Here is a 25,063-nt window from a genome sequence, read left to right as displayed (position 1 = left end):
CATCATTTTTTAGCGCGGTAAATTGTTGTGTCCAGTCGTTTTCCTGAAGAGTTCATCACCCTTATGCGTGCCAGTCTCACCGACGAAGCTGAACTGCAACGCTTTCTCGCCATCAGCCAGCAGCCGCTGCGCAAAAGCCTGCGTGTTAACACGCTGAAAATCAGCGTGGCTGATTTTCTTGCCCGCACGGCACATTACGGCTGGCGTCTGACGCCGGTACCCTGGTGCGCAGAAGGATTCTGGATCGAGCGCGATGATGAGAGCCTGCCGCTTGGCAGCGTAGCGGAACATCTCAGCGGTCTGTTCTACATTCAGGAAGCGAGTTCTATGCTGCCGGTTACGGCGCTGTTTGCTGCCGCGCCGGAAGCACAGCAGGTCATGGATATGGCGGCCGCACCAGGGTCCAAAACCACGCAACTGGCGGCGCTGATGCATAATCGCGGCGCGATCCTTGCCAATGAATACTCCGCCAGCCGGGTCAAAGTGCTGCATGCCAATATCAGCCGCTGCGGCGTCAGCAACGTGGCGCTGACGCATTTCGATGGCCGGGTGTTTGGCGCAGCGCTGCCGGAACAGTTTGACGCCATCCTGCTCGATGCACCCTGCTCTGGTGAAGGCGTCGTGCGTAAAGATGCAGATGCACTGCGCAACTGGACGCTGGCCAGCACAGAGGCGATTGCGGCTACCCAGCGCGATCTCATCGACAGCGCTTTTCACGCGCTCAGGCCCGGCGGCGTGCTGATCTACTCAACCTGTACCCTCAACACAATTGAGAATCAGCAGGTAATAGCCTGGTTACTGGCACGCTATCCTGACGCCACAGAGATCCTGCCGCTGCAGGATTTGTTTGCCGGCGCAGAGGCGGCCCTGACGCCGGAAGGCTATCTGCACGTCTTTCCGCACTGCTTTGACAGCGAAGGATTCTTTGTTGCGCGTCTGCGTAAAACCGCCAGCGTGCCGGCCCTGCCGGCGCCAGGCTATAAACTCGGCAAGCTGCCGTTTACGCCCGCCAGCCGTAAATTCAGCGCAGAGGTGATGCAGGCGGCCGCTAAGGTGGGCCTGCAGTGGGATGAGAACCTGACACTCTGGCAGCGGGACAAAGAGCTGTGGCTGTTTCCGGCCAGCGCAGAGCAGTGGCTGAATAAGGTGCGTTTTTCACGCATCGGCCTGAAACTGGCTGAAACCTTTCCCAAAGGCTACCGCTGGCAGCACGAAGCGGTCATGGCGCTGGTGCAGCCTGACGAAGCGCTGACGTTTGCGCTGAATGAAACAGAGGCGGAGAGCTGGTATCGCGGGCAGGATATTCATCCGGAGACGCTACCTGCCCGGGATGAGGTGATCGTCACCTGGCAGCAGCAGCCCCTTGGGCTGGCTAAAAAAGTGGGCAACCGCATTAAAAACAGCTATCCGCGCGAGCTGGTACGTGACGGCCGGCTATTTCGTTAGCAGGCTGCGGCTCATATTCTGATGGTTTAACGCCAGTTTACCCTAACCGGCATAGTGTAATGCCGGTATGGCGTTGCCCGTGGAGAGCACAGCATGAAAGGCCGTAAGCAGTTTATCATGGTGTTGATTGTGCTGGTGGCCGGCAGCCTGTTGCTGCTGGAGTCGCTGGCCCGGCTGGTGCATCTGCTGATAGTGGGTTAACGGGTGATCAGAAATATGGCCAGCATAAAAAATGCCCAGAGACCGGTAAAGGTCATCATACCCAGCCGGCGGGTTTTCGCCTGTCCGACAATGGCGCCAATAAACAGGCTGAGAATCGTTAGCGTCCCTGTCATCACCCAGAGTAAATAGTGTGTATCTGCCATTACTAATTTGTCCTGAAATATAAAAAGCCAGATGCATTTTATATCATTTCAGGCTGTATGGCGCGGCTTTACTCTTTACGGATAAGCAGTCCAGCCTGTTGACCCTATTCATAAAAAACCCCGTGCAGCGCCAGGCCAGACGGGGTCAACTGAGTGGTAAATGTATCCCGATTAAATTCTGCGCGTATCACCCGCAGGAATGGCGTCATCATTGGGCACTGCGCCATCATCCATGGGCAAATCCTCATCTGCACCGGGTGCCTGTCCATCATCGGGGATAGGCTGAAGATCATCTGGACGTTCTGACATATTTACCTCCTGACCCTGGGTTGGGTATTTTCAGTATAGGCTTACCTGTCTGACATACTGCGGCGGCCTGAGGGATATGTGCGCCAGCCGCAGAAAAAAAGATAAATGTCACACCCTGCTTATTTGGCGTCTACGCGTTATTTCCCTTTATCTTCCCAGGGATCTTTCTTTTCATCTTCACTACTATCACGCGTACGGGGAATTTCGCCATGCTCGTCTGGTGCGTCCTGAACCGGATGATCGTCCTCTTCATACGCGTTTCCGGCAGAGGGTGCCGCTTCAGGCAATCCTTTGGCTACATCACCCTCATGTTTGCGCTCTTCATTACTGTTATGTTTGAACATGCTTGCCTCCTGTCATTAAGAACCTAAGTATAGGCAACAGAAGCGATGACGCCATGCACGGCAACGCCTGAGACAAGAAATCCGGGCCTGATCGGTTTTACCGGGCAGTGAAATTAAGCCAGGCGCTAACGACAGATTGCATTTTATCAGCCAGAGTTAATGTGCAACGCCAGGTTGCCTGTTAATCAGGGAGTGTATGAATGAAGCTGTTTTTTAGTGGCATGATTATCTCTGCCAGCCTGCTGATGCTGGTAGGTTGTCAGCAACCGGAACGTCCGATTGGTCCTGATGGCCGCCCCGCTCCGCCGATGGAGCGTCCGGTGCCCGGGGGACCGATGAGTAAGGGCCCGGCAGGACAGCCTGAGGCCTGAACGCCTGCCCGGCACTGGATTATTTTGTAGTCTTGATTGGGCTTACCGCAGTACACCAGCATAAAAAAGGCCACCCGAAGGTGGCCTTTTGCATGACAGAGATCCGTTATCTGTGAAGCACTTCGTTATTCATTTTAAGCTTAGCTAACGTGTTCATCGCCGCCGGGTTAAGGGCAATCATCGCTGTTTTACAGAATATGCACTTAGCACCCGCCGGATTCTTCTCAGAAACGTCAAAGGCGGATTTACGATACTGCGAGCCCAGGCAGTGAGGGCAACGCATAGAGATTGAAACTGAAATAATTTTTATATCCTTTAGTTTAAAACGGCCTTTCGCGGCCTGTCTGTTTGTTATTGAGGATGCAGCGTTGTTTTTTACAAAACTCACCCTTTGCCATAACAATATAGTACAAAAAAAGAGTTTTGCTGCATTTTTAAGAGCAAACAGACCTAAAAACGGGTAGCGGGAGCAATGCTATTCAGCACACACGCTAAACAAAACTCACTTTATTCTCTGAACTTAATCAGTTAGCGGCTTGCTAAGATAACCGGCGCAATGCTGAATTCAGACAAAACGCACAGTCATTACGCTGCTTTAAAATAATCACCCACAATGATTAAATTTGACGAACTGTGATATCCGTCCTTGACTTCATCTGTACATATCCAGGAGGGCGAACCATGACTGAGCTACTGCACATTATTTCTGTTGGCACACTCGTTGCGGGTATTTATCTGCTGGAGTGAGAGTCTTGCCGGCTGCTGACTGCACTTTTCAGTCAGCAGCTAGTAAAGGAAAGGCCCTGCCAAAGCAGAGCCCTGAATTGGTGCGCCTGTTGATCGTCAGTGATTAACAAACAGTCCGTCGTTAGATGCGGCGCATTGAGATAGTACGCTTTAAGCATAGCCTGTTTACCTCAGTTCGCAAGTTTCCAGGCTTTTTCATTTTGCGTCAGACAGGCTTTATATAATCCATAAACCGCTTCTGGTTCAGCACTAACCATTCAGGCATATAAGCTGAAGTTACTGGCCTGACAACCATTTTTCGTGAGCGATTCCAGATATCAACGTTTTGCTCAACACAGCGTCGTATATGGTCCGGGTTATTGAACTCCGGAACATTATGCTCGGTATGCGAAATAGTAGACATCTTTTCACTGATGCGTTCATCAGTCATGACCCAGGAAAAGTGCCAGCCTGCATCACTCACTGTACGTGTAAAAATTTTAAGCAGCTGCCAGCGCCACCAGCTATCACGAACAGGTGTTCCTTTACGCTTTACATTACGCAGCATGTCTGGCTGGCTACGAAAAAAACCTTTCAGGTTTTTCAGCGTTGTCATTTTGGGAAGTGTACAGAGGCGCGGAGAGCCATCCTCATTCAGTACCTGCACATTAAATTTATAGTTGTAAAAATTTTGATGAAGCACAGTACAAAGATGCCGATGGCTGAAGCACTGCAATGCAGAAGGACGTGGTATTTCATCGACATCTGACACCATAATTATGTCCTGATTGTCGGCTTCAGTTAATCCTTTCATAATGGCGTTACGTGCAGTAGTTTCGTTCTCCCACGGATCGGAAGTGCCAGCTTCTACGAATGAGCCATTCGAATGGAAACTTTGATGATGGATTTTTGGAACCGCATCATTGACAACATAAATTATTTTATCTTTGAATCGGCTAAATTTTTCTATATTAAAATGAAGCTTTTCTCTCCGAACACCCGTAAAGGTATACAACGACTCTACTATCACAAATTTATCAACATAGTCATAAAGAGTGTTAAGTCTTAACTCCAGCAGCATATCTTCGTCATAGTATAAAAAGCAGTCATATATCATAAATGTAAACCTGGGTTTATTTTTTTAACACGTTTAGTAAAAGCAGGGAAATCAGAATAGCCTAAAGCTAATTTGGGGCAAAAGAAAATCTACCCTGTCTATCGGAGATACAGAGCATACAGAAGTACTTTTGCCTTTGATAGTTTACTTTACCGCCTGAACCGCTGCTGCACACCGGATGGGAACGCACGCACTGTGCGCTTATTACACCAGCAGAGACAAAGCAGGCAGGCACCCCGTGGATGGGGGGGCGGGGCTAACGATAATGTTATTTAGTTCCGCTGCCTGTTATAAGACCTTTTCACGTGTATTAGCTCAGCAAGCGTTATCACCGGGCGCAGAAGCAACTGAAGGCTGCCGGCCACAAAAAGCCAGGTGCCATCTGTCATAAGTGAATCGTAAAAGAAAAAGATGCTGCCAATCAGAAACCATACTGCAATTAAGGCATCATTTATGGTGCCAAGGGCGCGGTATCTGCGCTCTATGACAATCTGCTCAGCGCCAAGATGTATTACTGCCTTATTTTTTTGGTTTGAGTTATCCATACTCACGCTGGATTGCCCTCCATGATTCTATTTTCACGTTAGTTATAAGGTGCTGGCTTTGATTTTATACCCTGTGGGCACTCAATACAGCGCAAATCGTCAGGGATAAGCATAGTGCAGAATAATGAGTTACAGCGATGAGAAGCACACAAGCTGATGATAGCGGCCGCGTTATGCTCGCTGCTCATGCATGTTTTCAGAGAGGCTGTCGCGGAAGAAGTGAAGATGTGCTGAAGCGGAACCGGCTGAATCAACGCGTATGCCTGTCCCTGCGGTTAAGGATAACGCCTGAAAGCTTCCCTGCTCTGAAAGCTATCGCACTTCACATAGGGGCGTGGCTGGCGAACGCTGACCGGCCGGAGAAGGGAGGATATTTCCAGAATGACTTTCAGCGAAGTCAGGTAAATCACCTTTTCGTCATTCAGAGTAAAACAGGACATATACTGGCCCTGCCCTTATTGCTGCCACCGGAAGCAGCCAGTGTCAGCCTGGCTGATATCACTGAAAAAGACCGTGAATAACGCGTCTGACAACAGCGTTTACTCTTCAGTCCGCCGGGGTTGAAGAAAGCCGGATGCTTATTTCCGGATGCCATCCAGGCGCATAGACAGAAGCAGAACATGTTGAGGGTCAAAAATATCCGGATTCACGCGGGCAGGAATATGTGATGGTTTAAGCCGGATATAAAACTTTCGGACACACGGCGGCTGCTTTCACATAAGGCTAAAAATAACCTTTAAAAACAAACAATTAAAAAAAGACCCAATACGATTCCTGTATCGGGTCCAGGGAAATGGCTCGTAGTGAGCCGTGCGCTAAAAGTTGGCATTTTTGCAGGCGAGGTGCCTTGCCATTTAAAGGTAGTTCAACGGCGAACATTGTCCAGCAAGCTGCCTGACGTGAGCCGGAAAGCTGCCAACTCTGTGATCGCGCTGGCACTACCAGACGCACGCAACGCTTTTGAGCTGCAGCGTCAGCCCTCTTTTAATTAGCGCACAGCTGCTGCGCACGATCGATAATCGGCTGTAGTGACATTTTGCTGCCAGGGTGCGCTTTATCATCTGCCAGAATAGTACTAATCGACTGCAGCGTGCCCTGCCCGGCATCGGCGCGCGCCAGCGCTTTTTCATTCAGCGGGTACTGCAGCAGCGTGCTGGGATTGATAGCAAACAGCGCGCCATCTTTTTCACAGGTCAGCATGACTTCTTCACGCGTGAAGGGCCACTTTGCCTTACCAATTTCAAAACGACTGACCGTAATAATTTCACCCGCCAGCGCCTGGCTGCAGAGCGCCAGCAGCATGCAGGCTGGGATCACTTTTTTCAGCAAAATATTGACCTCATTTCATCTTTACTGACACGGCAGACTAACGGACTACCCGGCGGGTTTTCCGGCGCTGCCGCTGATGTGGCAGCAGGATACGCCGCCGGATTCAGCGTGTCGAGACCTGCAGTGCGATCCGGTTGCCCTTGATCCTGCTGCATGAAACTATTATTTTTGCCGCTGATTATCAGGAGAAAAGCATGCGTTATAATCTTGCACAGCTGTCGCAGGAAGAGAAAGACAAAGTCAACGTTGAGCTGGCGGCAGCAGGCGTCGCGTTTAAAGAGCGCTACAATATGCCGGTCGTGGCGGAGATGGTTGAGCGCGAGCAGCCGGAAGCGATGCGCGACTGGTTCCGCCAGCGCCTGATGCACTATCGTCAGGCTTCGCTCAGCCTTTCCCGCCTGCCCTACGAACCTAAGCAGAAATAATTTATGTTACGCGTGATAGATACAGAAACCTGCGGCCTGCAGGGCGGCGTGGTTGAAGTCGCCTCAGTGGATGTCATTGACGGGCAGATTGTTAATCCGATGAGCGATCTGGTCTGTCCGGATCGCCCTATCAGCCGGCAGGCAATGATGGTGCACCGCATTACTGAAGCCATGGTGGCAGATAAACCTCCGATAGAAGCGATCATCAGCCGCTATCACGGCAGTCTGCACTATGTGGCGCATAACGCCAGCTTTGACCGCCGCATGCTGCCCGCCATGCCCGGCGAATGGATCTGCACCATGACGCTGGCGCGCAAACTGTGGCCCGGTATTAAGTATGGTAATCAGGCGCTGCGGCACAGCCTGAAACTTGAGGTGACGCCGCCTGCTGACCTGCATGCACACCGCGCACTTTATGACTGCTATGTCACCGCCGCACTGCTGATCCGTATTATGGAGATTTCCGGCTGGAGTCCGGCAGAGATGGTCAGCCGCACCGAACCGGCTGCGGTGTCCGGCGATCTCTTCCCGTTTGGTAAATACCGCGGGCAGAGTATCAGCGCGATTGCACGCCGCGATCCGGGCTATCTGCGCTGGGTACTGGAAAATGTACGCGACCTGCGCCCGCCGCTGCGGCAGGCGCTGCGCAAATATGTCAAAGACGATCAGTAATCAATCCGATCCGGCAGGCTGCCCTGCGCCAGCGCAATCAGGAACGTAAACTCCTGCGCAACACCCTCATAGGATTTAAAGCGTCCTGATTTACCGCCGTGGCCGGAGTCCATGTCGGTACAGAGCAGTAACAGCGTGTCGCTGGTTTTATGTTCGCGCAGTTTTGCTACCCATTTGGCAGGTTCCCAGTACTGCACCTGCGAGTCGTGCAGTCCGGTAGTGACCAGCAGATGCGGATACGCCTGCGCGGTCACATTATCGTACGGACTGTAACGACTGATATAGTGATAAGCGTCGGGCTGTTCCGGGTTACCCCACTCATCATACTCACCGGTGGTTAACGGAATGGTCGGATCCAGCATGGTGGTCACCACATCCACAAACGGCACCTGCGCCACCACGCCGTGGAACAGATCCGGCGCCATATTGACAACCGCGCCCATCAGCAGCCCGCCAGCGCTACCGCCCATGGCATAGAGCCGCTGCGGATCGCCATAGCCTTTGGCCACCAGCCCCTGCGTCACATCGATAAAATCAGTGAAGCTGTTCATCTTATGCATCAGACGACCACTGTCATACCACTGCTGCCCCAGCTCGCCTCCTCCACGTACGTGCACAATGGCATAGATAAAACCGCGCTGCAGCAGGCTGACGCGACTGGCACTGAAACCCGCTTCCATCGTGCTGCCGTAGGCGCCATAGCCATAGACCAGCAGCGGATTTTTACCGCGCTGGAAATAGTTACGGTGATAAACCAGCGATACCGGCACTTCGGTGCCGTCGCGCGTTTTGATCCACTGGTGCTCACTTTTATACTCATCCGGATCAAATCCCGGTATCGGCGTCTGTTTGAGGATCCGCCGCTCTCCGGTCTCCATATTCAGCTCAAACAGCGTATCGGGAGTGGTCATCGAGGAGTAACCGTAGCGCAGCGTATCGCTCTCCGGCGTGGGATTAAACGCCAGCCAGGTCACATAGGCGGGATCGTCAAACGCGATACCATAGCTCTCGCCGCTGGCCCGGTTGATCTGCCGCAACGTGCTGACGCCGCGCTGACGCTCTTCCACCACCAGCCAGCTGCGAAACAGCTGGAAGTCTTCCAGCACCACATGTTCGCGGGCAGGGATGAGGGTTTCCCAGCGCTGCTCCGCCAGCCAGGCGCTGCGATAGAGACCGAAGTTTTTGCCGTCGCGGTTTGAGCGGATATAAAAATTGTGATTGTAGTGATCGATGCTGTACTCGTGATCGCGCCGGCGCGGGCAGAACACCTGGGGCTGCGCATCAGGATATTCTGCATCCAGCAGCAGGATCTCACTGGTGGTGGTACTGAACAGCGCAATAAGTATAAAGTGCTCTGACGTGGTTTTATGTACGCTGAGATGGAAGCTCTCATCCTTCTCTTCATACACCAGCTGGTCGTCACTCTGCGGATGGCCCAGTTCATGGCGCCATATCTGGTAAGCCAGCAGCGTTTTGGGATGTTTGCGCACATAGTAAAGCGTACGCGAGTCGTTTGCCCACGCGACGCTGGATGACGCGTTATGCAGTACTTCAGGATACCAGCTGCCGCTCTGCAGATTACGAAAGCGAATACCATACTGGCGGCGCGATAAAAAATCTTCTGCCAGCGCCATAACCTGATTATCAGGGCTGATATCCAGCGATCCCATGGTGTAAAAGTCACTGTGCGCGGCGCGCATGTTACCGTCAAGCAGCAGCTGCCAGGCTGCCTCCGCTCCGCTTTCAACCGGCTGACGATAGAAGGCTGCATATTCGTTGCCGGCTTCATAGCGGCGCTGATAGCGAAAGCCATTTTTCGTATAAGGCACGGAGTAATCCTGGCCCGGAATACGATCAACAATCTCTTTCAGCACCTTATCCTGCAGTGCATTTTGAGACGCCATCATTGCCCTGCCGTAGCGGTTCTCCTCCTGCAGATAGGACAGCACACTGGGGTCTTCACGATCGTCATCGCGCAGCCAGAAATAATCATCAGTGCGTGTTTCGCCATGCAACGTCATGACATGTGGAATTTTTTTTGCCTGCGGCTGTTTCATAACGCGGTTTCTCCCTGAGAAATCGTTTTATGCAAGCGTGGCACCAATCAGGCGGGAATGCCAGAGCTGGCGCAGACGCAGCGGCATTAAGCCTGTCAGCCAGCAGATTCTGCAGCGATATCCCGCTGCACCCCGTCACGCACATCCTGCGGAATAGCCAGCGCATCACCCAGCGCGGCGAGATAGCTGCGCTCCATAAAATGGTCAACATCAATAGCAGCGCAGCTGAGCACGTAGAGTTCCAGCGCCTCCTCTTCATTTTTTACCCCGGCCGCGAGCCACTGTGGATCGAGCGGGCGCGCGATTGCCTGCTTAATCACCCGCTCTGCCTGCGCGCCGTAGCCCGCCTGCTGAATATTTTTCTCGATCGCAGCCTGTTCAGCCTCATCGATATGGCCATCGCTTTTCGCGGCAAAGACCAGCGCAGTGATAAGTCGCTCTGCACGCTGGTCAGGCGGCGTCTGCTGCCCGTCAGTGCCGGATGCAGGCTGATACGCGGTGCGAATACGATCTTTATATTTATTCCATAACAGCGCACCGGCCGCCGCACCGCCGCCCAGCAGCAGCGCCTTGCCGCCAAATTTGGTCAGTAGCTTACGTGACGATTTGCTGCCCGCCAGCAGGCCTGCCAGCCCGCCCAGTGCGCCAGGTCCCAGGAGGTCACCCAGCCCGGACGCTTTTCTGTCGCCCTCTTTTTTTGCCAGAACCGTCTGAAGCTGCTGCAGCCACTGATTCATTGTTTAACTCCCGTTTAAGTTAGTCCGTTTTATCCTGGCGCAACCTGCGTCAGAAAATGTCAGAGCGGGCAAAGTACGGAAAATCTTTACGAACGCGAAACGTGAGGACGCAAACGTTTTCGTATATACTGCTGGCGCTTTTTTTGACTGCTAAGGTGACAGGTATGACAACTCTCGGAACGGCGCTGCGCCACGGGGCCACGCGCGTTATGCTGCTGGGTTCAGGTGAGCTGGGTAAAGAGGTGGCGCTGGAGTGCCAGCGTTTGGGTGTGGAAGTGATCGCCGTCGATCGCTATGCCGACGCGCCGGCGATGCAGGTTGCGCATCGCAGCCACGTAATCAATATGCTGGATGGCGAGGCGCTGGCTGATCTGATCGCCCGTGAACAGCCGCACTATGTAGTGCCGGAAATTGAAGCGATTGCCACCGATACGCTGGTTGAGCTTGAAGCCCGGGGGCAGAAAGTGGTGCCGACCGCACGCGCCGCACGCCTGACCATGAACCGGGAGGGGATCCGTCGCCTGGCCGCTGAAGAACTGAACCTGCCCACCTCACGCTATCAGTTTGCCGACAGCCAGGCGCACTTTTTTGCTGCAGCGGAAGCGATAGGGTTTCCCTGCATCGTTAAGCCGGTGATGAGTTCATCCGGCAAAGGTCAGAGCTTTATTCGCAGCGCGGACGCACTGCAGCAGGCGTGGGACTATGCCCAGCAGGGCGGCCGGGCCGGCGCGGGTCGGGTCATTGTTGAAGGCGTGGTCAGATTTGATTTTGAAATTACGCTGCTGACGGTCAGCGCCGTTGACGGTATCCACTTCTGCGCGCCGATTGGACACCGGCAGGAGGATGGCGATTACCGCGAATCCTGGCAGCCGCAGCAGATGAGCCCCGCTGCTCTCGCGCGGGCGCAGGAGATCGCCGCCAGCGTGGTAAACGCGCTGGGCGGATATGGCCTGTTTGGCGTTGAGCTGTTTGTGTGTGGTGATGACGTGGTGTTCAGCGAAGTGTCGCCGCGCCCGCACGATACCGGCATGGTGACGCTTATTTCTCAGGATCTCTCTGAGTTCGCTCTGCACGTGCGCGCGTTTCTCGGCCTGCCAGTCGGCAGCATCCGCCAGTATGGCCCGGCGGCATCGGCCGTGATCCTGCCCCGGCTGGAGAGTCAGGATGTGCGCTTTGCACACGTTGATGCCGCGCTGGGCGCAGGTCTGCAGCTTCGCCTGTTTGGTAAACCGGTAATCAGCGGCCAGCGCCGTTTGGGCGTCGCGCTGGCAACCGGAGAGAGCACGGAAGAGGCGGTGGCGCGCGCCGTCGCCAGTGCGGCAGCGATAACCGCCGAAGGCTGACAGCGCTGGCAGCAGGCCATATGCCTGCTGCCAGATACTGCATCCGGGGCTACCGCGCACCTGCGATTGCGTCACGCGCCAGCTGCGTAATCCGCGCCCAGTCGCCCTGCTGAAGCGCGTCATCCGGCACCAGCCACGATCCGCCAATGCAAAGCACGCTTTTCAGCGCCAGATAGTCACGATAGTTTGCCGGTGAAATGCCGCCGGTTGGACAAAACCGTACCTGCGGAAAGGGTCCGGCGAGCGCGGAAAGCGCCCTGACGCCGCCGTTAGCTTCAGCCGGAAAGAACTTGAACTCACGCAGGCCATGATCCATACCCATCATCAGCTCTGATACGGTGCTGATCCCCGGGATCAGCGGTACCGGCCCCTCTGTGGCGGCTCTGAGCAGCGATTCAGTCAGCCCCGGGCTTATCACAAACTGCGCGCCCGCGTCCGTGACCTCTTTCAGCTGCTGCGTATTGATAACCGTACCGGCGCCCACAATCGCTTCCGGTACTTCACAAATAATGGCGCGCAGCGCATCCATCGCGACCGGCGTACGCAGCGTTACTTCCAGCACCCGGATCCCGCCAGCGACCAGCGCTTTTGCCATCGGCACAGCGTGTTCAGGCTGGTTCACGACAATAACCGGCACGACCGGCCCGGTGCTCAGCACCTGCTCTGCACTTATCTTCCAGTTTTTCATGCGGTTTTCCTGTCACCGCAGCCCCGCCGGCTGCGTTAGCGTCATTAGCGCTCTACCATACAAGATAACGCTGCTCTGCGTCTATGACGCCCCCTGTGGCAATGCTTCTGTGGTACCTGCCCGTCACTGACAGGCATTACTGCATGCGGCGCAAAAAAATACCCCTGCATTGCAGGGGTATCAGCTGATCATGAAAATCGGCTTAATGCAGCGAGCGATTACTCGCTAAATTCATTCCATGAACGGCCGTCACGGGTGATCATGGCAACGGAGGCCACCGGTCCCCAGGTGCCCGCCTGATACGGTTTAGAGGCGTCGCCATCCGCGTTCCAGGCTTCGATAATGGAGTCTACCCAGGTCCAGGCGGCTTCTACCTCATCGCGGCGTACAAACAGCGCCTGAATGCCGCGCATCGATTCCAGCAGCAGGCGTTCATAGGCATCTGCCAGATGTGACTGGTTGAACGTTTCCGAATAGCTCAGATCCAGCTTGGTGGTCTGTAGCTTATGCTTGTGGTCCAGCCCTGGCACTTTGTTAAGAATTTCGATATCCACGCCTTCATCCGGCTGCAGACGAATAGTGAGTTTGTTCTGCGGCAGTTCAGAATAGGAGTCTTTAAACAGGTTCATCTCCGGATTCTTGAAATAGACGACAACCTCAGAGCATTTAGAAGGCAGGCGCTTGCCGGTGCGCAGATAAAACGGGACCCCCGCCCAGCGCCAGTTATCGATATCTACCCGGATAGCAACGAAAGTCTCGGTTGCGCTCTGCTTATTGGCGCCCTCTTCTTCCAGATAGCCCGGTACTTTTTTACCCTGCACGAAACCTGCTGTGTACTGACCGCGTACGGTTTTTTCACGCACGTTGGTTTGATCAATCCGGCGCAGTGAACGCAGCACTTTTACTTTTTCATCGCGAATGGCATCCGCAGTGAGATCGGAGGGCGGTGACATGGCAATCATGGTCAGCACCTGCAGCAGGTGATTCTGAATCATATCGCGCATCTGGCCCGCTTTATCAAAGTAACCCCAGCGGCCTTCAATGCCCACCTCTTCAGCCACGGTGATCTGCACGTGGTCGATGGTGCGGTTATCCCAGTTATTCACAAAGATTGAGTTAGCAAAGCGCAGCGCCAGCAGGTTCAGTACTGTCTCTTTACCCAGATAGTGGTCAATACGGAATACCTGGCTCTCATCAAAGAATTTACCCACGCTATCGTTGATTTCGCGTGAGGTTTCCAGCGAGGTGCCCAGCGGCTTTTCCATTACCACGCGGGCAGGTTTTGCGTTCAGCTTCGCCGCACCCAGACCTTCACAGATTGCCCCAAAGGTGCTCGGCGGCATGGCAAAGTAGTTGATGGTCACGCGCTCTTTTTGATCAAGCATTTTGCCCAGTTTGGTAAAATGCGACGTATCATTCACATCGAGGTTACAGAAATCGAGACGACCGCTGAGCTTATCCCACAGCGCTTCGTCGATTTTTTCCTTCATGAAGGTTTCCAGCGCCTCGCGCACCACTTTGGTATAGGCTGCTTTATCCCACTCTGCACGGCCTACCCCGATGATGCGGGTGGTTTCGTGGATCTGACCAGCTTTCTCCAGCTGATACAGCGAAGGCAACAGTTTACGGCGTGCAAGATCGCCTTTGGCACCGAAAATCACCAGATCGCATGCCTGGGCTGTTTGTGTTACCGCCATTTTCCTCTCCTCGTTGCAGGATCTCCCGGATGTGCATCCTCACCATCCCGGACCTTTATTGTCATGTTCTTACGGCACAATGTACTTTTTTCGCCGCGCCAGGACAAGCCAGTGTCCCGGTGTTCATGGCGATATCGCATGACTGACTGCCTTGCGCCACGTTGACAGGGTTTACATCGAAAACCACTGACTGGTGTCTGCAGAAGTATGACAAAGAATTCACCGTCGCACTTATCTGCCGCTGCGCGACTGCATTATTACAGAGCCTGGCTTTGAGTAAGCTGAAACCCTGTAAAGCAGCGATGTAAGCGCTTTCATGTCAGAATCGTGCTGTTCAGACGCCCATTTACTGTGACACACTGCTGTTTTATTACGCATGAGGAAATCGCTGAAGGGTAAAAGTTGGGGTTCAGCGCTCCGCTGTTGTCGGGTTGAACCATTCCGCACGCTGACAAAGCAGACCTATCTTAACAGGGTCAGACATTTGGTGTACCTTAGGTGTAAGCGTTTACCTGGCGTTAATACGTTAAGCCCTTTTGCGTCAACACCCTGGAAGCAGTATCACTAGCCAAACAGAGACATGCGCATTTTAAATTTAATGCCCATCAATCAGATAGAATAAAAGGATCACCGAATGACCAGCCCTACAGCTTTCATCTCAAAATCCCCGTCACGTCGTCTCAGAAGAACCAAGATTGTTACCACCCTCGGCCCGGCTACAGATCGCGACAATAACCTTGAAAAAATCATCGCGGCAGGCGCTAACGTGGTTCGCCTTAACTTCTCTCACGGCACGCCAGAAGATCACCAGCAGCGCGCCGATCGCGTACGTCAGATAGCCGCCAAGCTGGGTCGTCACGTCGCGATCCTCGGCGACCTGCAGGGACCAAAAATCCGCGTCTCTACGTTTAAAGAAGGAAAAGTGTTTCTCAGCGTTGGCGATCGCTTTCTGCTGGACGCCAACCTGAGCAAAGGTGAAGGCGATAAAGAGAAAGTCGGCATCGATTACAAAGGACTGCCGGAAGATGTTGTGCCGGGCGATATCCTGCTGCTCGACGATGGTCGCGTGCAGCTGAAGGTGCTGGACGTACAGGATGTAAAAGTCTTCACTGAGGTCACCGTCGGTGGTCCGCTCTCAAATAATAAAGGTATTAACAAGCTGGGCGGCGGCCTCTCTGCTGAAGCCCTGACCGAGAAAGATAAGCTGGATATCGTGACGGCGGCAAAAATCGGCGTTGATTATCTGGCGGTGTCATTCCCGCGCAATGGCGAAGACATGAACTACGCCCGTCGTCTGGCTCGCGATGCCGGCTGTGATGCCAAGCTGGTGGCAAAAGTAGAGCGTGCAGAAGCGGTTGCGACACAGGAAGCAATGGATGATATTATTCTCGCCTCTGACGTCGTCATGGTAGCACGCGGCGATCTGGGCGTTGAAATTGGCGATCCGGAACTGGTTGGTATTCAGAAAGCGCTGATCCGTCGCGCCCGTCAGCTGAACCGCACCATCATTACCGCGACGCAGATGATGGAATCGATGATCACCAATCCGATGCCAACCCGTGCGGAAGTCATGGATGTGGCTAACGCCGTGCTGGATGGTACTGACGCCGTCATGCTGTCAGCGGAAACCGCAGCCGGGCAATATCCGGCAGAGACCGTGTCTGCGATGGCGAAGGTCTGCCTCGGCGCTGAAAAGATCCCCAGCGTAAACGTCTCTAAACATCGTCTGGACGTACAGTTTGATAACGTCGAAGAAGCCATTGCGATGTCCGCCATGTATGCGGCAAACCATCTGCAGGGTGTTTCTGCCATTATTACCATGACAGAATCAGGCCGTACTGCGCTGATGACGTCGCGTATCACGTCAGGCCTGCCGATTTTTGCGATGTCGCGCCATGAACGCACGCTGAACCTGACCGCACTCTATCGCGGCGTGACACCCGTCTATTTTGACAGCAACAATGACGGTGTGGCTGCTGCCCATGACGCAGTAAATCTGCTGCGTGATAAAGGTTTCCTTGTCTCTGGTGACCTGGTGATTGTCACGCAGGGCGATGTAATGGGTGCTACCGGTACCACTAACACCAGCCGCGTGCTGCGCGTCGACTAACGCTGACGCGTTACGCGTAGCGGCTGTAAAAATGGACAAACGCGACTGCTCTGGCGGTCGCGTTTTATTTTGCATTTTCAGGGAGGCTTGATGGCCCGCTACCAACCTATTGCCCGGTTAACCGGACGCACGCTGCTTTTTCCACTGGCGCTGGTTCTGTTTGAATTCGCCACTTATATCGCGCATGACATGATCCAGCCCGGCATGCTGCTGGTCACGGAGGAGTTTGCCGTCGGTCCGCAGTGGGTCTCTACTTCGCTTACCGCCTATCTGATGGGCGGCGTGGTGCTGCAGTGGCTGCTGGGTCCGCTCTCCGATAAGTATGGCCGGCGCCCGGTGCTGCTCTCCGGCATCCTGTTTTTTGTGCTGGCCTGCATCCTTACCACCTGGGTCAGCACGATTGAACAGTTTGTCACGCTGCGCTTCATTCAGGGTATCAGCCTTTGCTTTATTGGCGCCGTCAGCTATGCGGCGGTCCAGGAAGCGTTTGAAGAGGCGCTCGCGGTGCGGGTGATGGCACTGATGGCCAATGTGGCGCTGCTGGCGCCGCTGGCCGGTCCACTGGCGGGAGCAGCGTGGCTGACCGCAGGCAGCTGGCGCAGTATGTTCTGGCTGTTTGCGATCTGCAGCGTGGTAGCGTTCATTTTGCTGTGGCGCATCATGCCGGAGACGGCTGGCGATCGCAGTCGTTCAGTGGCGCTGCCAGTGCTGGCACGCGGCTATGGCCGGCTGGCCCGTGATAAGCAGGTGATGTACGGCTCTTTTGCTATCGGGCTGGTGTTTATCCCCATTCTGACGTGGGTCGCGCTGTCACCGGTGATCCTGATGCACGATGAAGGCCTGTCACGCCTGCACTACGCCCTGCTCCAGCTGCCGGTATTTCTGGCCATGATTGCCGGCAATCTGACGCTGGGCAAGCTGGCGGGTCGCGTGCCGATTGAACAGCCGGTGAAATTTGCCGCCTGGCCTATTCTGATCGGACTGAGCATAGCGCTGATTGCAAACCTGATGAACAGCCACACTTACCTGCTGTTAACGGCCGGGCTCAGTCTCTACGCGTTCGGGGCTGGCATGGTTAACGCTGGTCTCTATCGCCTGACGCTTTACGCCAGCAGTGAAGGCAAAGGCAGTATTGCTGCCATGCTGGGCATGATCAGCATCCTGACGCTGGCGGCGGGCATTGAACTGGCGAAAGCGGGCTATTTTCACGGCGGTACACCGTGGTTCAGTACGCTGAACTTTATTGCAGGTTTGCTGTGGTTTGCGCTGGTTACGCTGTTTCTGCGTGAGCGCAAGCGGCTCAGCAAGGTCGAAGAGATGGCATAAATCGCGCTGCCGCTATGCACAAAGGGTAGCGGCAGCACGCAGCACTATTTACGCGGATAGAGATCTTTGCGCCGGTAAGGCTCAATATCGCCTTCTTTACGCGTTTTCAGCAGCTTCAGGATCCAGGTATATTGCTCCGGATGCGGCCGCACAAAAATCTCCACTTCTTCATTCATGCGCCGTGCCAGCGTGGTGTCATCCGCATCCATGAGATCGTCCATCGGCGGTCGTACGTAGATCTCCAGACGGTGCGTTTTACTGTTGTATACCGGAAACAGCGGCACTACCCGCGCCCGGCAGACTTTCATCAGCCGTCCCACTGCCGGCAGCGTCGCTTTGTAGGTTGCAAAGAAATCGACAAATTCGCTGTGCTCAGCACCGTGATCCTGATCCGGCAGATAGTAGCCGTAGTAGCCCTGACGTACGGAGGCAATAAAGGGTTTAATTCCGTCGTTGCGCGCATGCATACGACCACCAAACCGGCGGCGTACGGTGTTCCATAGATAATCCATCAGCGGATCGCTCTGATTGTGGAACATCGCTGCCATCATCTGCCCTTCTGAGGCCAGCAGCATGGCGGGAATATCCACGGCCCAGCCGTGCGGCACCAGGAAGATCACATTCTCTTTGTTGTTCTGCAACTCAGTAATGATTTCACGGCCGTGCCACTCGACCCGCTGGCGCACCCGCTCCGGATTACGCATACCGAGTTCTGCCATCATGGCCATCGCCTGCGGCGCAGTGGCAAACATGCGGTCAGCAATCTCTTCGCGCTGCGCTTCACTCAGTTCCGGCAAGCAGTAATAGAGATTGATCAGCGCACGACGCCGCGCACTTTTTGCCAGCTTACCGGCAAAGGTGCCTAAGCCACCCAGCACCGGGTCACGCAGGCGTGGTGGCAGCATTGCCATACCCGCCAGCGCACCAACTGCCAGCCAGCTTCCCCAGTATTTAGGTTTTAAAAAAGAACGTTGAAAAACGGGAATAAACTCGCTGTTATTTTTTTTTCGGGTTTCCATGCACTCGCCTCTGACAATGACGGCTCAATAATAGTGACGGCAGCTATTTTTGCAATCTTCACGCGCCTGAAAGCAAAAAACCGACGCATTAATCGTCGGTTTTACTTTCAGGCATCTGCCGGGTGTCTAAAGCGCCAGCTGAGGCAGCCAGGTTTTCACCTGCGCAAGATACGTGCTGCGATCTTTTCCGGTCAACCCTTCCATACGCGGCATTTTCGCCGTCAGCGGGTTAACGGCCTGATTATTAATCCACACTTCATAATGCAGGTGAGGACCGGTTGAGCGCCCGGTATTACCCGAAAGCGCGATGCGATCGCCACGTTTGACTTTCTGCCCGGGCTTCACCAGTGCGCGGCTGAGGTGCATATAGCGCGTCATATACTGCCGGCCGTGACGAATCGCCACGTAGTTGCCAGCGGCGCCGCCGTTTTTAGCCACTACCACCTCACCGTCGCCGACTGCCAGCACCGGCGTTCCCACCGGCAGTGCAAAGTCGACACCTTTATGGGGTGAGATGCGGCCGGTTACCGGATTAAGGCGGCGCGGGTTGAAGTTTGAGGAGACACGATACTGCTTAACCGTTGGAAAGCGCATAAAGCCTCGCGCCAGACCTGAACCGCTGCGATCGTAGAACTTGCCGTCTTCGGCACGGAAAGCGTAATAATCTTTACCGCCACTGCGAAGACGCACGCCCAGGAGCTGGCTCTGTGCGCTTTTGCCATCCAGCATCTCACGCGACATCAGCACGCTGAATTCATCACCCGAGCGCAGCTTGCGGAAATCCATTTGCCACTGCATCGCTTTGATGACATTGCTGGTTTCAGCGCTGCTCAGGCCGGCTCGCTGCGCACTGGCAGCAAAGCTGCCGCGCACTTCCCCCTTCAGCACGCTATTCTGCCATTCACCTTTCTGCATCTCCTGCTGCATGCTGAAGCTGCCATTTGGCTGACGCGCATAGGTGCGGGTTTCGCGACGGTTAATTTCCCAGCTAAATGCCTGCAGCTGCCCTTCTGCATCCAGCGTCCAGCTCAGCTGCTGGCCCACCTGCAGATTGCGCAGCGCTTTATCACTGGCGACCAGCGCGGTGATATCACTGAGATCGATGCCATACTGATTCAGTGCGCTGCTTAAAGTATCGCCAGATGAAATGGTATAATCATGCTGATCGGGATTATCAGGCACATCTTTGTCGATGTCGTCCGCCGGCAAATCCTCTTCAGGTTCAGCCGTGGTTTGATCAATAGGCTCGCTGGCTTCCGGCAGCAAAGTGCGCAGCGGGTTTTTATCCAGCGCAATCTCTTTGACAACCGGCGCAACGTCACGGGGATGATAAACATACGGCCGCCAGACAGCGACGGCCAGTGTGACGACGGTTAATGACCCCAGCATAACGCGGTGGGGGCGCGGCAAATTATTAAATGCGAGGGCGACAGAGCGGGCTATCTGCTGCACTTTTATCTTTTCCTCTATGCTCCATTCAGGCAGCTCGCATACTGGCTTGACAGCTGTGAGAGGAATTTCACATAACTGTCTTTGGTTAAGCTGATCCCCATGCCTAATGGATCCAGCGTGCCTTTTCGTACGCTGGTGCCACGTGACACGGCATCGATGACCGCCGGCCTGAATTGTGGCTCAGCAAAAACGCATACGGCTTTTTGCTCAACCAACTGTGTTCGTATTTGATGTAAACGCTGAGCGCCAGGCTGGATTTCAGGATTGACGGTAAAATGTCCCGCGGGGGACAACCCGTAGTGTTTCTCAAAATAGCTATACGCGTCGTGAAAAACGAAATAACCCTTGTTCCGCACCGGCGCAAGCTGCGCGCCAATGTGTTTGTCCGTCTCGGCCAGTGCTGCTTCAAACTGCTGCAGATTGGCGTCAAGTTTGGCTTTGCTTTCGGGCATAAGTTCCAATAATTTTCCGTGGATTGCAACAGCGGATTCCTGCGCAATCTTCGGTGACATCCACAGGTGCATGTTATATTCACCGTGATGATGGTGAGTATGAGAGGAGTCCTGTTCTTCAGACTTATCTGAGGCGTGGCTTTCTTCATGCTCATCCTCATCTTCTCCGCCCCGAATCAGCTGAGATTTGACCGCCGGCAATGCGGCAATTTCCAGGTTTTTACTGGCGGGCAGAGCGGCGGCCGGCTTAGTCAGGAAAGCCTCCATTTCAGGCCCAATCCAGATAACTAAGTCCGCGTTTTTAATGCGTTTTACATCAGAAGGGCGCAATGAATAATCATGTTCTGATGCACCATCCGGCAGCAATACTTCAACAGGCGTAATGCCTTCTGAAATCGCCGCTGCGATAAATCCTAACGGTTTGATTGAGGCGACGACCGCTGAGTGCGCCGGAAGCGCCAGCGAGGATAAAAGGGTGGCGGCAGAAAGGGTAAAAAACAGGCGCTGCTTATTGTGTAACATAATGCGTCATTCCATCGTGACTGTGTGATGGAATGTGATATTATAACATTCTAATTTCAATGCAACCCGTAAATAACATGTCTTCTCTTGTTACACTTGACAATATTTCAGTGACCTTTGCCCAGCGCACTGTGCTGGCGGGCATCTCGCTGACGCTTCAGCCTGGCAAAATTCTGACGCTGCTGGGTCCTAACGGTGCCGGTAAATCAACGCTGGTGCGTACGGTTTTAGGCTTGCTTACACCGGACCGGGGCAGCGTGCAGCGTGCGCCGGCACTGCGTATTGGCTATGTGCCGCAAAAGTTGCATATCGATCCCACGCTGCCGGTCACTGTGGAACGCTTTATGCGTCTTACGCGCGGCAGCAAGCGTGCCGATATTCTGCCCGCGCTTAAACGGGTGCAGGCCGGGCACTTGCTGCAGGCACCGCTGCAGAAACTTTCAGGCGGTGAAACGCAGCGCGTACTGCTGGCGCGTGCTCTGCTGAACCAGCCGCAGCTGCTGGTGCTGGATGAACCCACCCAGGGCGTTGATGTAAATGGTCAGGTGGCGCTTTACGATCTGATCGATCAGCTGCGACGCGAACTTAACTGTGGTGTCCTGATGGTGTCGCACGATTTGCATCTGGTGATGGCGAAAACTGACGAAGTGCTGTGCCTTAATCACCATATCTGCTGCTCTGGTACGCCGGAAGCGGTGTCACAGCATCCTGAGTTTATTGCCATGTTTGGTCCGCGCGGCGCACAGCAGCTGGCCATTTACCGCCATCAGCACAACCATCGTCACGATTTACAGGGACGTATCGTTTTACGCAAAGGAAACAGCCCGTCATGATTGAACTGTTACTTCCCGGCTGGCTCGGCGGCGCACTGCTGGCGCTGGCAGCCGGACCGCTCGGCTCGTTTGTGGTCTGGCGTCGCATGTCATATTTCGGCGATACCCTGGCACACGCCTCATTGCTGGGCGTGGCTTTTGGCCTGCTGCTGAATGTTAACCCCTACTACGCTGTTATCCTGGTCACGATCTGCCTGGCACTCGGCCTGGTCTGGCTCGAACGTCGTCCGCATCTGGCCATTGATACGCTATTAGGGATCATGGCGCACAGCGCGCTTTCGCTTGGGCTGGTCGTGGTCAGCCTGATGCAGGGTGTGCGCGTTGACCTGATGGCCTATCTGTTTGGCGATCTGCTGGCCATTACGCCGGACGATCTCTGGCTGATGAGCGGCGGCGTGGCTGTGGTGCTGGCAGTGATGGCCTGGCAGTGGCGCGCCCTGCTCTCTATGACTATCAGTCCGGAGCTGGCTCAGGTGGACGGCGTTAATATTCAGCGTACGCGGCTGATGCTGATGCTGGTAACCGCCCTGACGATTGGCGTCGCAATGAAGTTTGTCGGCGCGCTGATCATTACCTCGCTGCTGATCATTCCTGCTGCAACCGCGCGCCGCTTTTCCCGCTCCCCGGAGCAGATGGCAGGCTACGCGACCCTTGCCGGGCTGATTGCGGTAACCGGTGGCCTGACGTTCTCTGCCACTTATGATACCCCTGCCGGCCCTTCTGTGGTGCTCTGCGCCGCCGTGCTGTTTATACTGAGCATGATAAAAAAACCGGCTGTCTGAGTTATCCGTTCAGCCATGCAAAACGGGCACCTGAGGTGCCCGTTTTTGTCTGCCAGCGTGCTGAAAACTACTCTTCGCGCACGATATCAAAGTGCCGGTAAGCGTGCTGCGTTGCCATGCGTCCGCGCGGCGTACGCTGAATAAAGCCCTGCTGGATCAGGAAAGGCTCTATAACATCTTCAATCGTTTCGCGCTCTTCGCCTATTGCCGCCGCCAGATTATCCAGCCCCACCGGACCGCCCATAAATTTGTCGATAATCGCCAGCAGCAGCTTGCGGTCCATGTAATCAAAACCCTGCGTATCGACGTTCAGCATATCCAGCGCGCTGGCCGCCACGTCACCGCTCATGTTACCTGCGGCGCGGACATCGGCAAAATCACGCACGCGTCGCAGCAGGCGATTGGCAATACGCGGGGTTCCGCGTGCGCGACGGGCCACTTCCAGCGCGCCCTCTTCGCTCAGCGTCAGGCCGAGACAGGCCGCGCTGCGGCTGACAATATGCTGCAGATCCGGCACATTGTAGAACTCAAGCCGCTGAACAATGCCGAAACGATCGCGCAGCGGTGAGGTCAGCGACCCCGCGCGCGTTGTGGCACCAATCAGGGTAAACGGCGGCAGATCGAGCTTGATCGAGCGGGCGGCCGGCCCCTCACCGATCATAATATCCAGCTGATAATCTTCCATCGCCGGATAGAGCACCTCTTCCACTACCGGGGAGAGACGGTGGATCTCATCGATAAACAGTACGTCATGCGGTTCAAGGTTAGTGAGCATGGCCGCCAGATCGCCTGCTTTCTCCAGCACCGGTCCTGAGGTGGTGCGCAGATTCACGCCCATCTCATTCGCCACGATATTCGCCAGCGTGGTTTTCCCCAGCCCCGGCGGGCCGAAAATCAGCAGATGATCAAGTGCATCGCCGCGCAGCTTTGCCGCCTGAATGAAGATCTCCATCTGTTCGCGCACCTGCGGCTGACCGACATATTCCGCGAGCAGCTTCGGGCGAATAGCACGATCCAGGCTCTCTTCTTCATTATATGAACTGCCCGAGACCAGGCGATCGGCTTCAATCATGTATTACCTCAGATAGCTGCACGCAGCGCTTCGCGGATCAGGGTTTCGCAGTCTGCGTCAGGTTTGCCCACCTTGCTGATCATGCGGCTGGCTTCCTGCGGTTTATATCCCAGCGCCACCAGAGCAGCAACGGCTTCCGCTTCGGCGTCATTGCCCTCCGGCGCGGCAGCTGGCGTGGTCAGCGTGAAGGCAGAGTCGCCGCCGAAGAGATCGCCATGCATGCCTTTGAAGCGATCTTTCATTTCAACCACCAGACGCTCAGCGGTTTTCTTGCCGACACCCGGCAGCTTCACCAGCGAAGCGACCTCTTCACGCTCAACGGCAGTAACAAACTGCTGCGCTGACATGCCTGAAAGGATCGCCAGCGCCAGCTTGGGGCCAACGCCATTGACTTTAATCAGCTCGCGAAACAGCGCGCGCTCCTGCTTGCTGTTGAAACCAAACAGCAGCTGGGCATCTTCACGAACCACAAAATGGGTAAAAATGACCGCTTCCTGGGCGATGTCCGGCAGCTCGTAGAAGCAGGTCATAGGCATATGCACTTCATAGCCAACGCCGTGTGCTTCAAGCAGCACCAGCGGCGGCTGTTTTTCCAGAATGTTGCCTCGTAAACGACCAATCACCTGAGCAATTCCTTAATCTGTGAGTAAGCGGTTCAGGGTATTCCCTGAGGCCAGCGCAGCCGCTGGCCGTGTGATAGCGGCTATGTATAACATAAAAAAGGCTGGATGCATATCCAGCCTGTTAGCACGTCTGATGGCAGTTTACCCCGAGCGCAGCCGCCCGCGCGTCATCACCAGTTTGCTGTCGCTCATGCGCGCCGCATTCTGGCTTACGTGACAGTGGGTGATGGCGATAGCCAGCGCATCCGCTGCATCCGCCTGCGGATTAGCCGGCAGTTTCAGCAGCGTACGGACCATATGCTGCACCTGGCTCTTTTCCGCCCCGCCGGTTCCGGTAACGGTCTGTTTGACCTGCCGCGCCGCATATTCAAACACCGGCAAATCGGCATTGACCGCGGCCACAATCGCTGCGCCGCGGGCCTGGCCAAGTTTCAGTGCTGAGTCGGCATTTTTCGCCATGAACACCTGCTCAATCGCAAAGTAGTCAGGCGAAAACTGCGTAATGATTTCGCAGACGCCGGCGTAAATCAGCTTTAAGCGTCCCGGCAGATCGGTCACGTTAGTGCGGATACAGCCGCTGCCAAGGTAGCTCAGCTGACGCCCGGTCTGGCGGATCACGCCGTAACCGGTAATGCGCGAGCCGGGGTCAATCCCGAGAATAATCGCCACAACGCACCTCCGGTTGCCGGAAAGATAACCAC

27 protein-coding genes are annotated in these 25,063 nt (G+C 54.8%); 10 read left to right on the top strand and 17 right to left on the bottom strand.

Features of this window, described 5'->3' with window-relative positions; all coding sequences use genetic code 11:
- Positions 1 to 21 precede the first annotated feature (21 nt).
- Positions 22 to 1,446, top strand: a complete 1,425-nt coding sequence (gene rsmF, locus B3041_RS07660) for a 16S rRNA (cytosine(1407)-C(5))-methyltransferase RsmF (RefSeq protein WP_065649122.1) — start codon at positions 22 to 24, stop codon at positions 1,444 to 1,446.
- Between the two features lie 197 nt (positions 1,447 to 1,643).
- Here the strand turns inward: rsmF and B3041_RS07655 are convergent, their stop codons facing one another.
- The 3 genes from B3041_RS07655 to B3041_RS07645 all read right to left on the bottom strand — a co-directional run bounded on the left by B3041_RS07655 (position 1,644) and on the right by B3041_RS07645 (position 2,464).
- Positions 1,644 to 1,811, bottom strand: coding sequence for a hypothetical protein (locus B3041_RS07655; protein WP_166713891.1), 168 nt, complete (start codon positions 1,809 to 1,811; stop codon positions 1,644 to 1,646).
- A 171-nt stretch (positions 1,812 to 1,982) separates the two neighbouring features.
- Positions 1,983 to 2,120: a hypothetical protein gene (locus tag B3041_RS07650; protein WP_167350673.1), complete on the bottom strand. Its 138-nt coding sequence runs from the start codon at positions 2,118 to 2,120 to the stop codon at positions 1,983 to 1,985.
- 137 nt (positions 2,121 to 2,257) lie between these two features.
- A complete protein-coding gene (locus tag B3041_RS07645; RefSeq protein WP_039384852.1) occupies positions 2,258 to 2,464 on the bottom strand; it encodes a hypothetical protein in 207 nt (68 codons plus the stop codon).
- 200 nt (positions 2,465 to 2,664) lie between these two features.
- Between B3041_RS07645 and B3041_RS07640 the strand changes: the two genes are divergently transcribed.
- Positions 2,665 to 2,835, top strand: coding sequence for a hypothetical protein (locus tag B3041_RS07640; RefSeq protein WP_292971099.1), 171 nt, complete (start codon positions 2,665 to 2,667; stop codon positions 2,833 to 2,835).
- Between the two features lie 106 nt (positions 2,836 to 2,941).
- Here B3041_RS07640 and B3041_RS07635 read toward each other — a convergent pair whose 3' ends face one another.
- From B3041_RS07635 to B3041_RS07625, 3 genes are all read right to left on the bottom strand, one after another.
- Positions 2,942 to 3,118 (bottom strand): hypothetical protein, encoded by a 177-nt coding sequence (locus B3041_RS07635; RefSeq protein ID WP_240484898.1) that lies wholly within the window; start codon positions 3,116 to 3,118, stop codon positions 2,942 to 2,944.
- 669 nt (positions 3,119 to 3,787) lie between these two features.
- Complete coding sequence (locus B3041_RS07630) at positions 3,788 to 4,678, bottom strand: benzoate transporter (protein ID WP_065649121.1); 891 nt, start codon at positions 4,676 to 4,678, stop codon at positions 3,788 to 3,790.
- A 272-nt stretch (positions 4,679 to 4,950) separates the two neighbouring features.
- Positions 4,951 to 5,223 carry a YrhK family protein gene (locus tag B3041_RS07625; protein WP_292972395.1) on the bottom strand — a complete coding sequence of 91 codons (273 nt, stop codon included), beginning with the start codon at positions 5,221 to 5,223 and terminating at the stop codon, positions 4,951 to 4,953.
- A 137-nt stretch (positions 5,224 to 5,360) separates the two neighbouring features.
- On the opposite strand from B3041_RS07625, the gene B3041_RS07620 reads away from it, so the two are divergent.
- Positions 5,361 to 5,744, top strand: a complete 384-nt coding sequence (locus B3041_RS07620; RefSeq protein ID WP_292971095.1) for a hypothetical protein — start codon at positions 5,361 to 5,363, stop codon at positions 5,742 to 5,744.
- Positions 5,745 to 6,207: 463 nt separating this feature from the next.
- Here the strand turns inward: B3041_RS07620 and B3041_RS07615 are convergent, their stop codons facing one another.
- Positions 6,208 to 6,555: a YebY family protein gene (locus B3041_RS07615; protein ID WP_065649118.1), complete on the bottom strand. Its 348-nt coding sequence runs from the start codon at positions 6,553 to 6,555 to the stop codon at positions 6,208 to 6,210.
- 191 nt (positions 6,556 to 6,746) lie between these two features.
- Here B3041_RS07615 and B3041_RS07610 point away from each other — a divergent pair, with 191 nt between their 5' ends.
- On the top strand, positions 6,747 to 6,977 hold the full coding sequence (locus B3041_RS07610; RefSeq protein WP_065650458.1) for a DNA polymerase III subunit theta: 231 nt from the start codon (positions 6,747 to 6,749) through the stop codon (positions 6,975 to 6,977).
- 3 nt (positions 6,978 to 6,980) lie between these two features.
- Entirely contained in the window at positions 6,981 to 7,649 is a 669-nt protein-coding gene (gene exoX / locus B3041_RS07605) for an exodeoxyribonuclease X (RefSeq protein ID WP_292971092.1), read from the top strand.
- On the opposite strand, the gene B3041_RS07600 is transcribed toward exoX, so the two are convergent.
- Positions 7,643 to 9,706, bottom strand: coding sequence for a prolyl oligopeptidase family serine peptidase (locus tag B3041_RS07600; RefSeq protein WP_065649116.1), 2,064 nt, complete (start codon positions 9,704 to 9,706; stop codon positions 7,643 to 7,645). The genes exoX and B3041_RS07600 overlap by 7 nt on opposite strands.
- Positions 9,707 to 9,801: 95 nt before the next feature.
- Entirely contained in the window at positions 9,802 to 10,443 is a 642-nt protein-coding gene (locus tag B3041_RS07595; protein WP_292971089.1) for a tellurite resistance TerB family protein, read from the bottom strand.
- 164 nt (positions 10,444 to 10,607) lie between these two features.
- Here B3041_RS07595 and purT point away from each other — a divergent pair, with 164 nt between their 5' ends.
- The gene (gene purT, locus B3041_RS07590; protein WP_292971086.1) at positions 10,608 to 11,786 is read left to right on the top strand and encodes a formate-dependent phosphoribosylglycinamide formyltransferase; all 1,179 of its coding nucleotides are present in this window, start codon (positions 10,608 to 10,610) and stop codon (positions 11,784 to 11,786) included.
- Between the two features lie 49 nt (positions 11,787 to 11,835).
- On the opposite strand, the gene B3041_RS07585 is transcribed toward purT, so the two are convergent.
- Positions 11,836 to 12,474 (bottom strand): bifunctional 4-hydroxy-2-oxoglutarate aldolase/2-dehydro-3-deoxy-phosphogluconate aldolase, encoded by a 639-nt coding sequence (locus B3041_RS07585; protein ID WP_292971083.1) that lies wholly within the window; start codon positions 12,472 to 12,474, stop codon positions 11,836 to 11,838.
- A gap of 218 nt (positions 12,475 to 12,692) precedes the next feature.
- Complete coding sequence (gene zwf, locus B3041_RS07580; RefSeq protein ID WP_065649112.1) at positions 12,693 to 14,171, bottom strand: glucose-6-phosphate dehydrogenase; 1,479 nt, start codon at positions 14,169 to 14,171, stop codon at positions 12,693 to 12,695.
- A 634-nt stretch (positions 14,172 to 14,805) separates the two neighbouring features.
- On the opposite strand from zwf, the gene pyk reads away from it, so the two are divergent.
- Together pyk and B3041_RS07570 are read left to right on the top strand one after the other, a co-directional pair.
- On the top strand, positions 14,806 to 16,281 hold the full coding sequence (gene pyk, locus B3041_RS07575) for a pyruvate kinase (RefSeq protein WP_065649111.1): 1,476 nt from the start codon (positions 14,806 to 14,808) through the stop codon (positions 16,279 to 16,281).
- A 90-nt stretch (positions 16,282 to 16,371) separates the two neighbouring features.
- Positions 16,372 to 17,607 carry an MFS transporter gene (locus B3041_RS07570; RefSeq protein ID WP_065649110.1) on the top strand — a complete coding sequence of 412 codons (1,236 nt, stop codon included), beginning with the start codon at positions 16,372 to 16,374 and terminating at the stop codon, positions 17,605 to 17,607.
- A 44-nt stretch (positions 17,608 to 17,651) separates the two neighbouring features.
- Here the strand turns inward: B3041_RS07570 and lpxM are convergent, their stop codons facing one another.
- From lpxM to znuA, 3 genes are all read right to left on the bottom strand, one after another.
- The gene (gene lpxM, locus B3041_RS07565) at positions 17,652 to 18,626 is read right to left on the bottom strand and encodes a lauroyl-Kdo(2)-lipid IV(A) myristoyltransferase (RefSeq protein ID WP_292971077.1); all 975 of its coding nucleotides are present in this window, start codon (positions 18,624 to 18,626) and stop codon (positions 17,652 to 17,654) included.
- Between the two features lie 126 nt (positions 18,627 to 18,752).
- A complete protein-coding gene (gene mepM, locus B3041_RS07560; protein ID WP_292971074.1) occupies positions 18,753 to 20,078 on the bottom strand; it encodes a murein DD-endopeptidase MepM in 1,326 nt (441 codons plus the stop codon).
- Between the two features lie 14 nt (positions 20,079 to 20,092).
- The gene (znuA, locus tag B3041_RS07555; protein WP_292971072.1) at positions 20,093 to 21,052 is read right to left on the bottom strand and encodes a zinc ABC transporter substrate-binding protein ZnuA; all 960 of its coding nucleotides are present in this window, start codon (positions 21,050 to 21,052) and stop codon (positions 20,093 to 20,095) included.
- 77 nt (positions 21,053 to 21,129) lie between these two features.
- Between znuA and znuC the strand changes: the two genes are divergently transcribed.
- Positions 21,130 to 21,885 carry a zinc ABC transporter ATP-binding protein ZnuC gene (gene znuC, locus B3041_RS07550; RefSeq protein ID WP_292971070.1) on the top strand — a complete coding sequence of 252 codons (756 nt, stop codon included), beginning with the start codon at positions 21,130 to 21,132 and terminating at the stop codon, positions 21,883 to 21,885.
- Positions 21,882 to 22,667, top strand: coding sequence for a zinc ABC transporter permease subunit ZnuB (gene znuB, locus B3041_RS07545; protein WP_065649105.1), 786 nt, complete (start codon positions 21,882 to 21,884; stop codon positions 22,665 to 22,667). Before znuC ends, znuB begins: the two co-directional genes overlap by 4 nt.
- 67 nt (positions 22,668 to 22,734) lie before the next feature.
- On the opposite strand, the gene ruvB is transcribed toward znuB, so the two are convergent.
- The 3 genes from ruvB to ruvC all read right to left on the bottom strand — a co-directional run bounded on the left by ruvB (position 22,735) and on the right by ruvC (position 25,031).
- Entirely contained in the window at positions 22,735 to 23,739 is a 1,005-nt protein-coding gene (gene ruvB, locus B3041_RS07540) for a Holliday junction branch migration DNA helicase RuvB (RefSeq protein WP_065649104.1), read from the bottom strand.
- A gap of 8 nt (positions 23,740 to 23,747) precedes the next feature.
- Positions 23,748 to 24,362, bottom strand: a complete 615-nt coding sequence (ruvA, locus tag B3041_RS07535) for a Holliday junction branch migration protein RuvA (RefSeq protein ID WP_065649103.1) — start codon at positions 24,360 to 24,362, stop codon at positions 23,748 to 23,750.
- A gap of 141 nt (positions 24,363 to 24,503) precedes the next feature.
- A complete protein-coding gene (gene ruvC, locus B3041_RS07530) occupies positions 24,504 to 25,031 on the bottom strand; it encodes a crossover junction endodeoxyribonuclease RuvC (protein ID WP_039384890.1) in 528 nt (175 codons plus the stop codon).
- Between the last annotated feature and the right edge of the window lie 32 nt (positions 25,032 to 25,063).

Source organism: Pantoea sp. UBA4549, from assembly GCF_002387285.1.
Lineage (GTDB): Bacteria > Pseudomonadota > Gammaproteobacteria > Enterobacterales > Enterobacteriaceae > Pantoea > Pantoea borealis.
The sequence above is the reverse complement of the archived record's forward strand: the minus strand, read 5'-3'. Positions and strand labels throughout refer to the sequence as shown.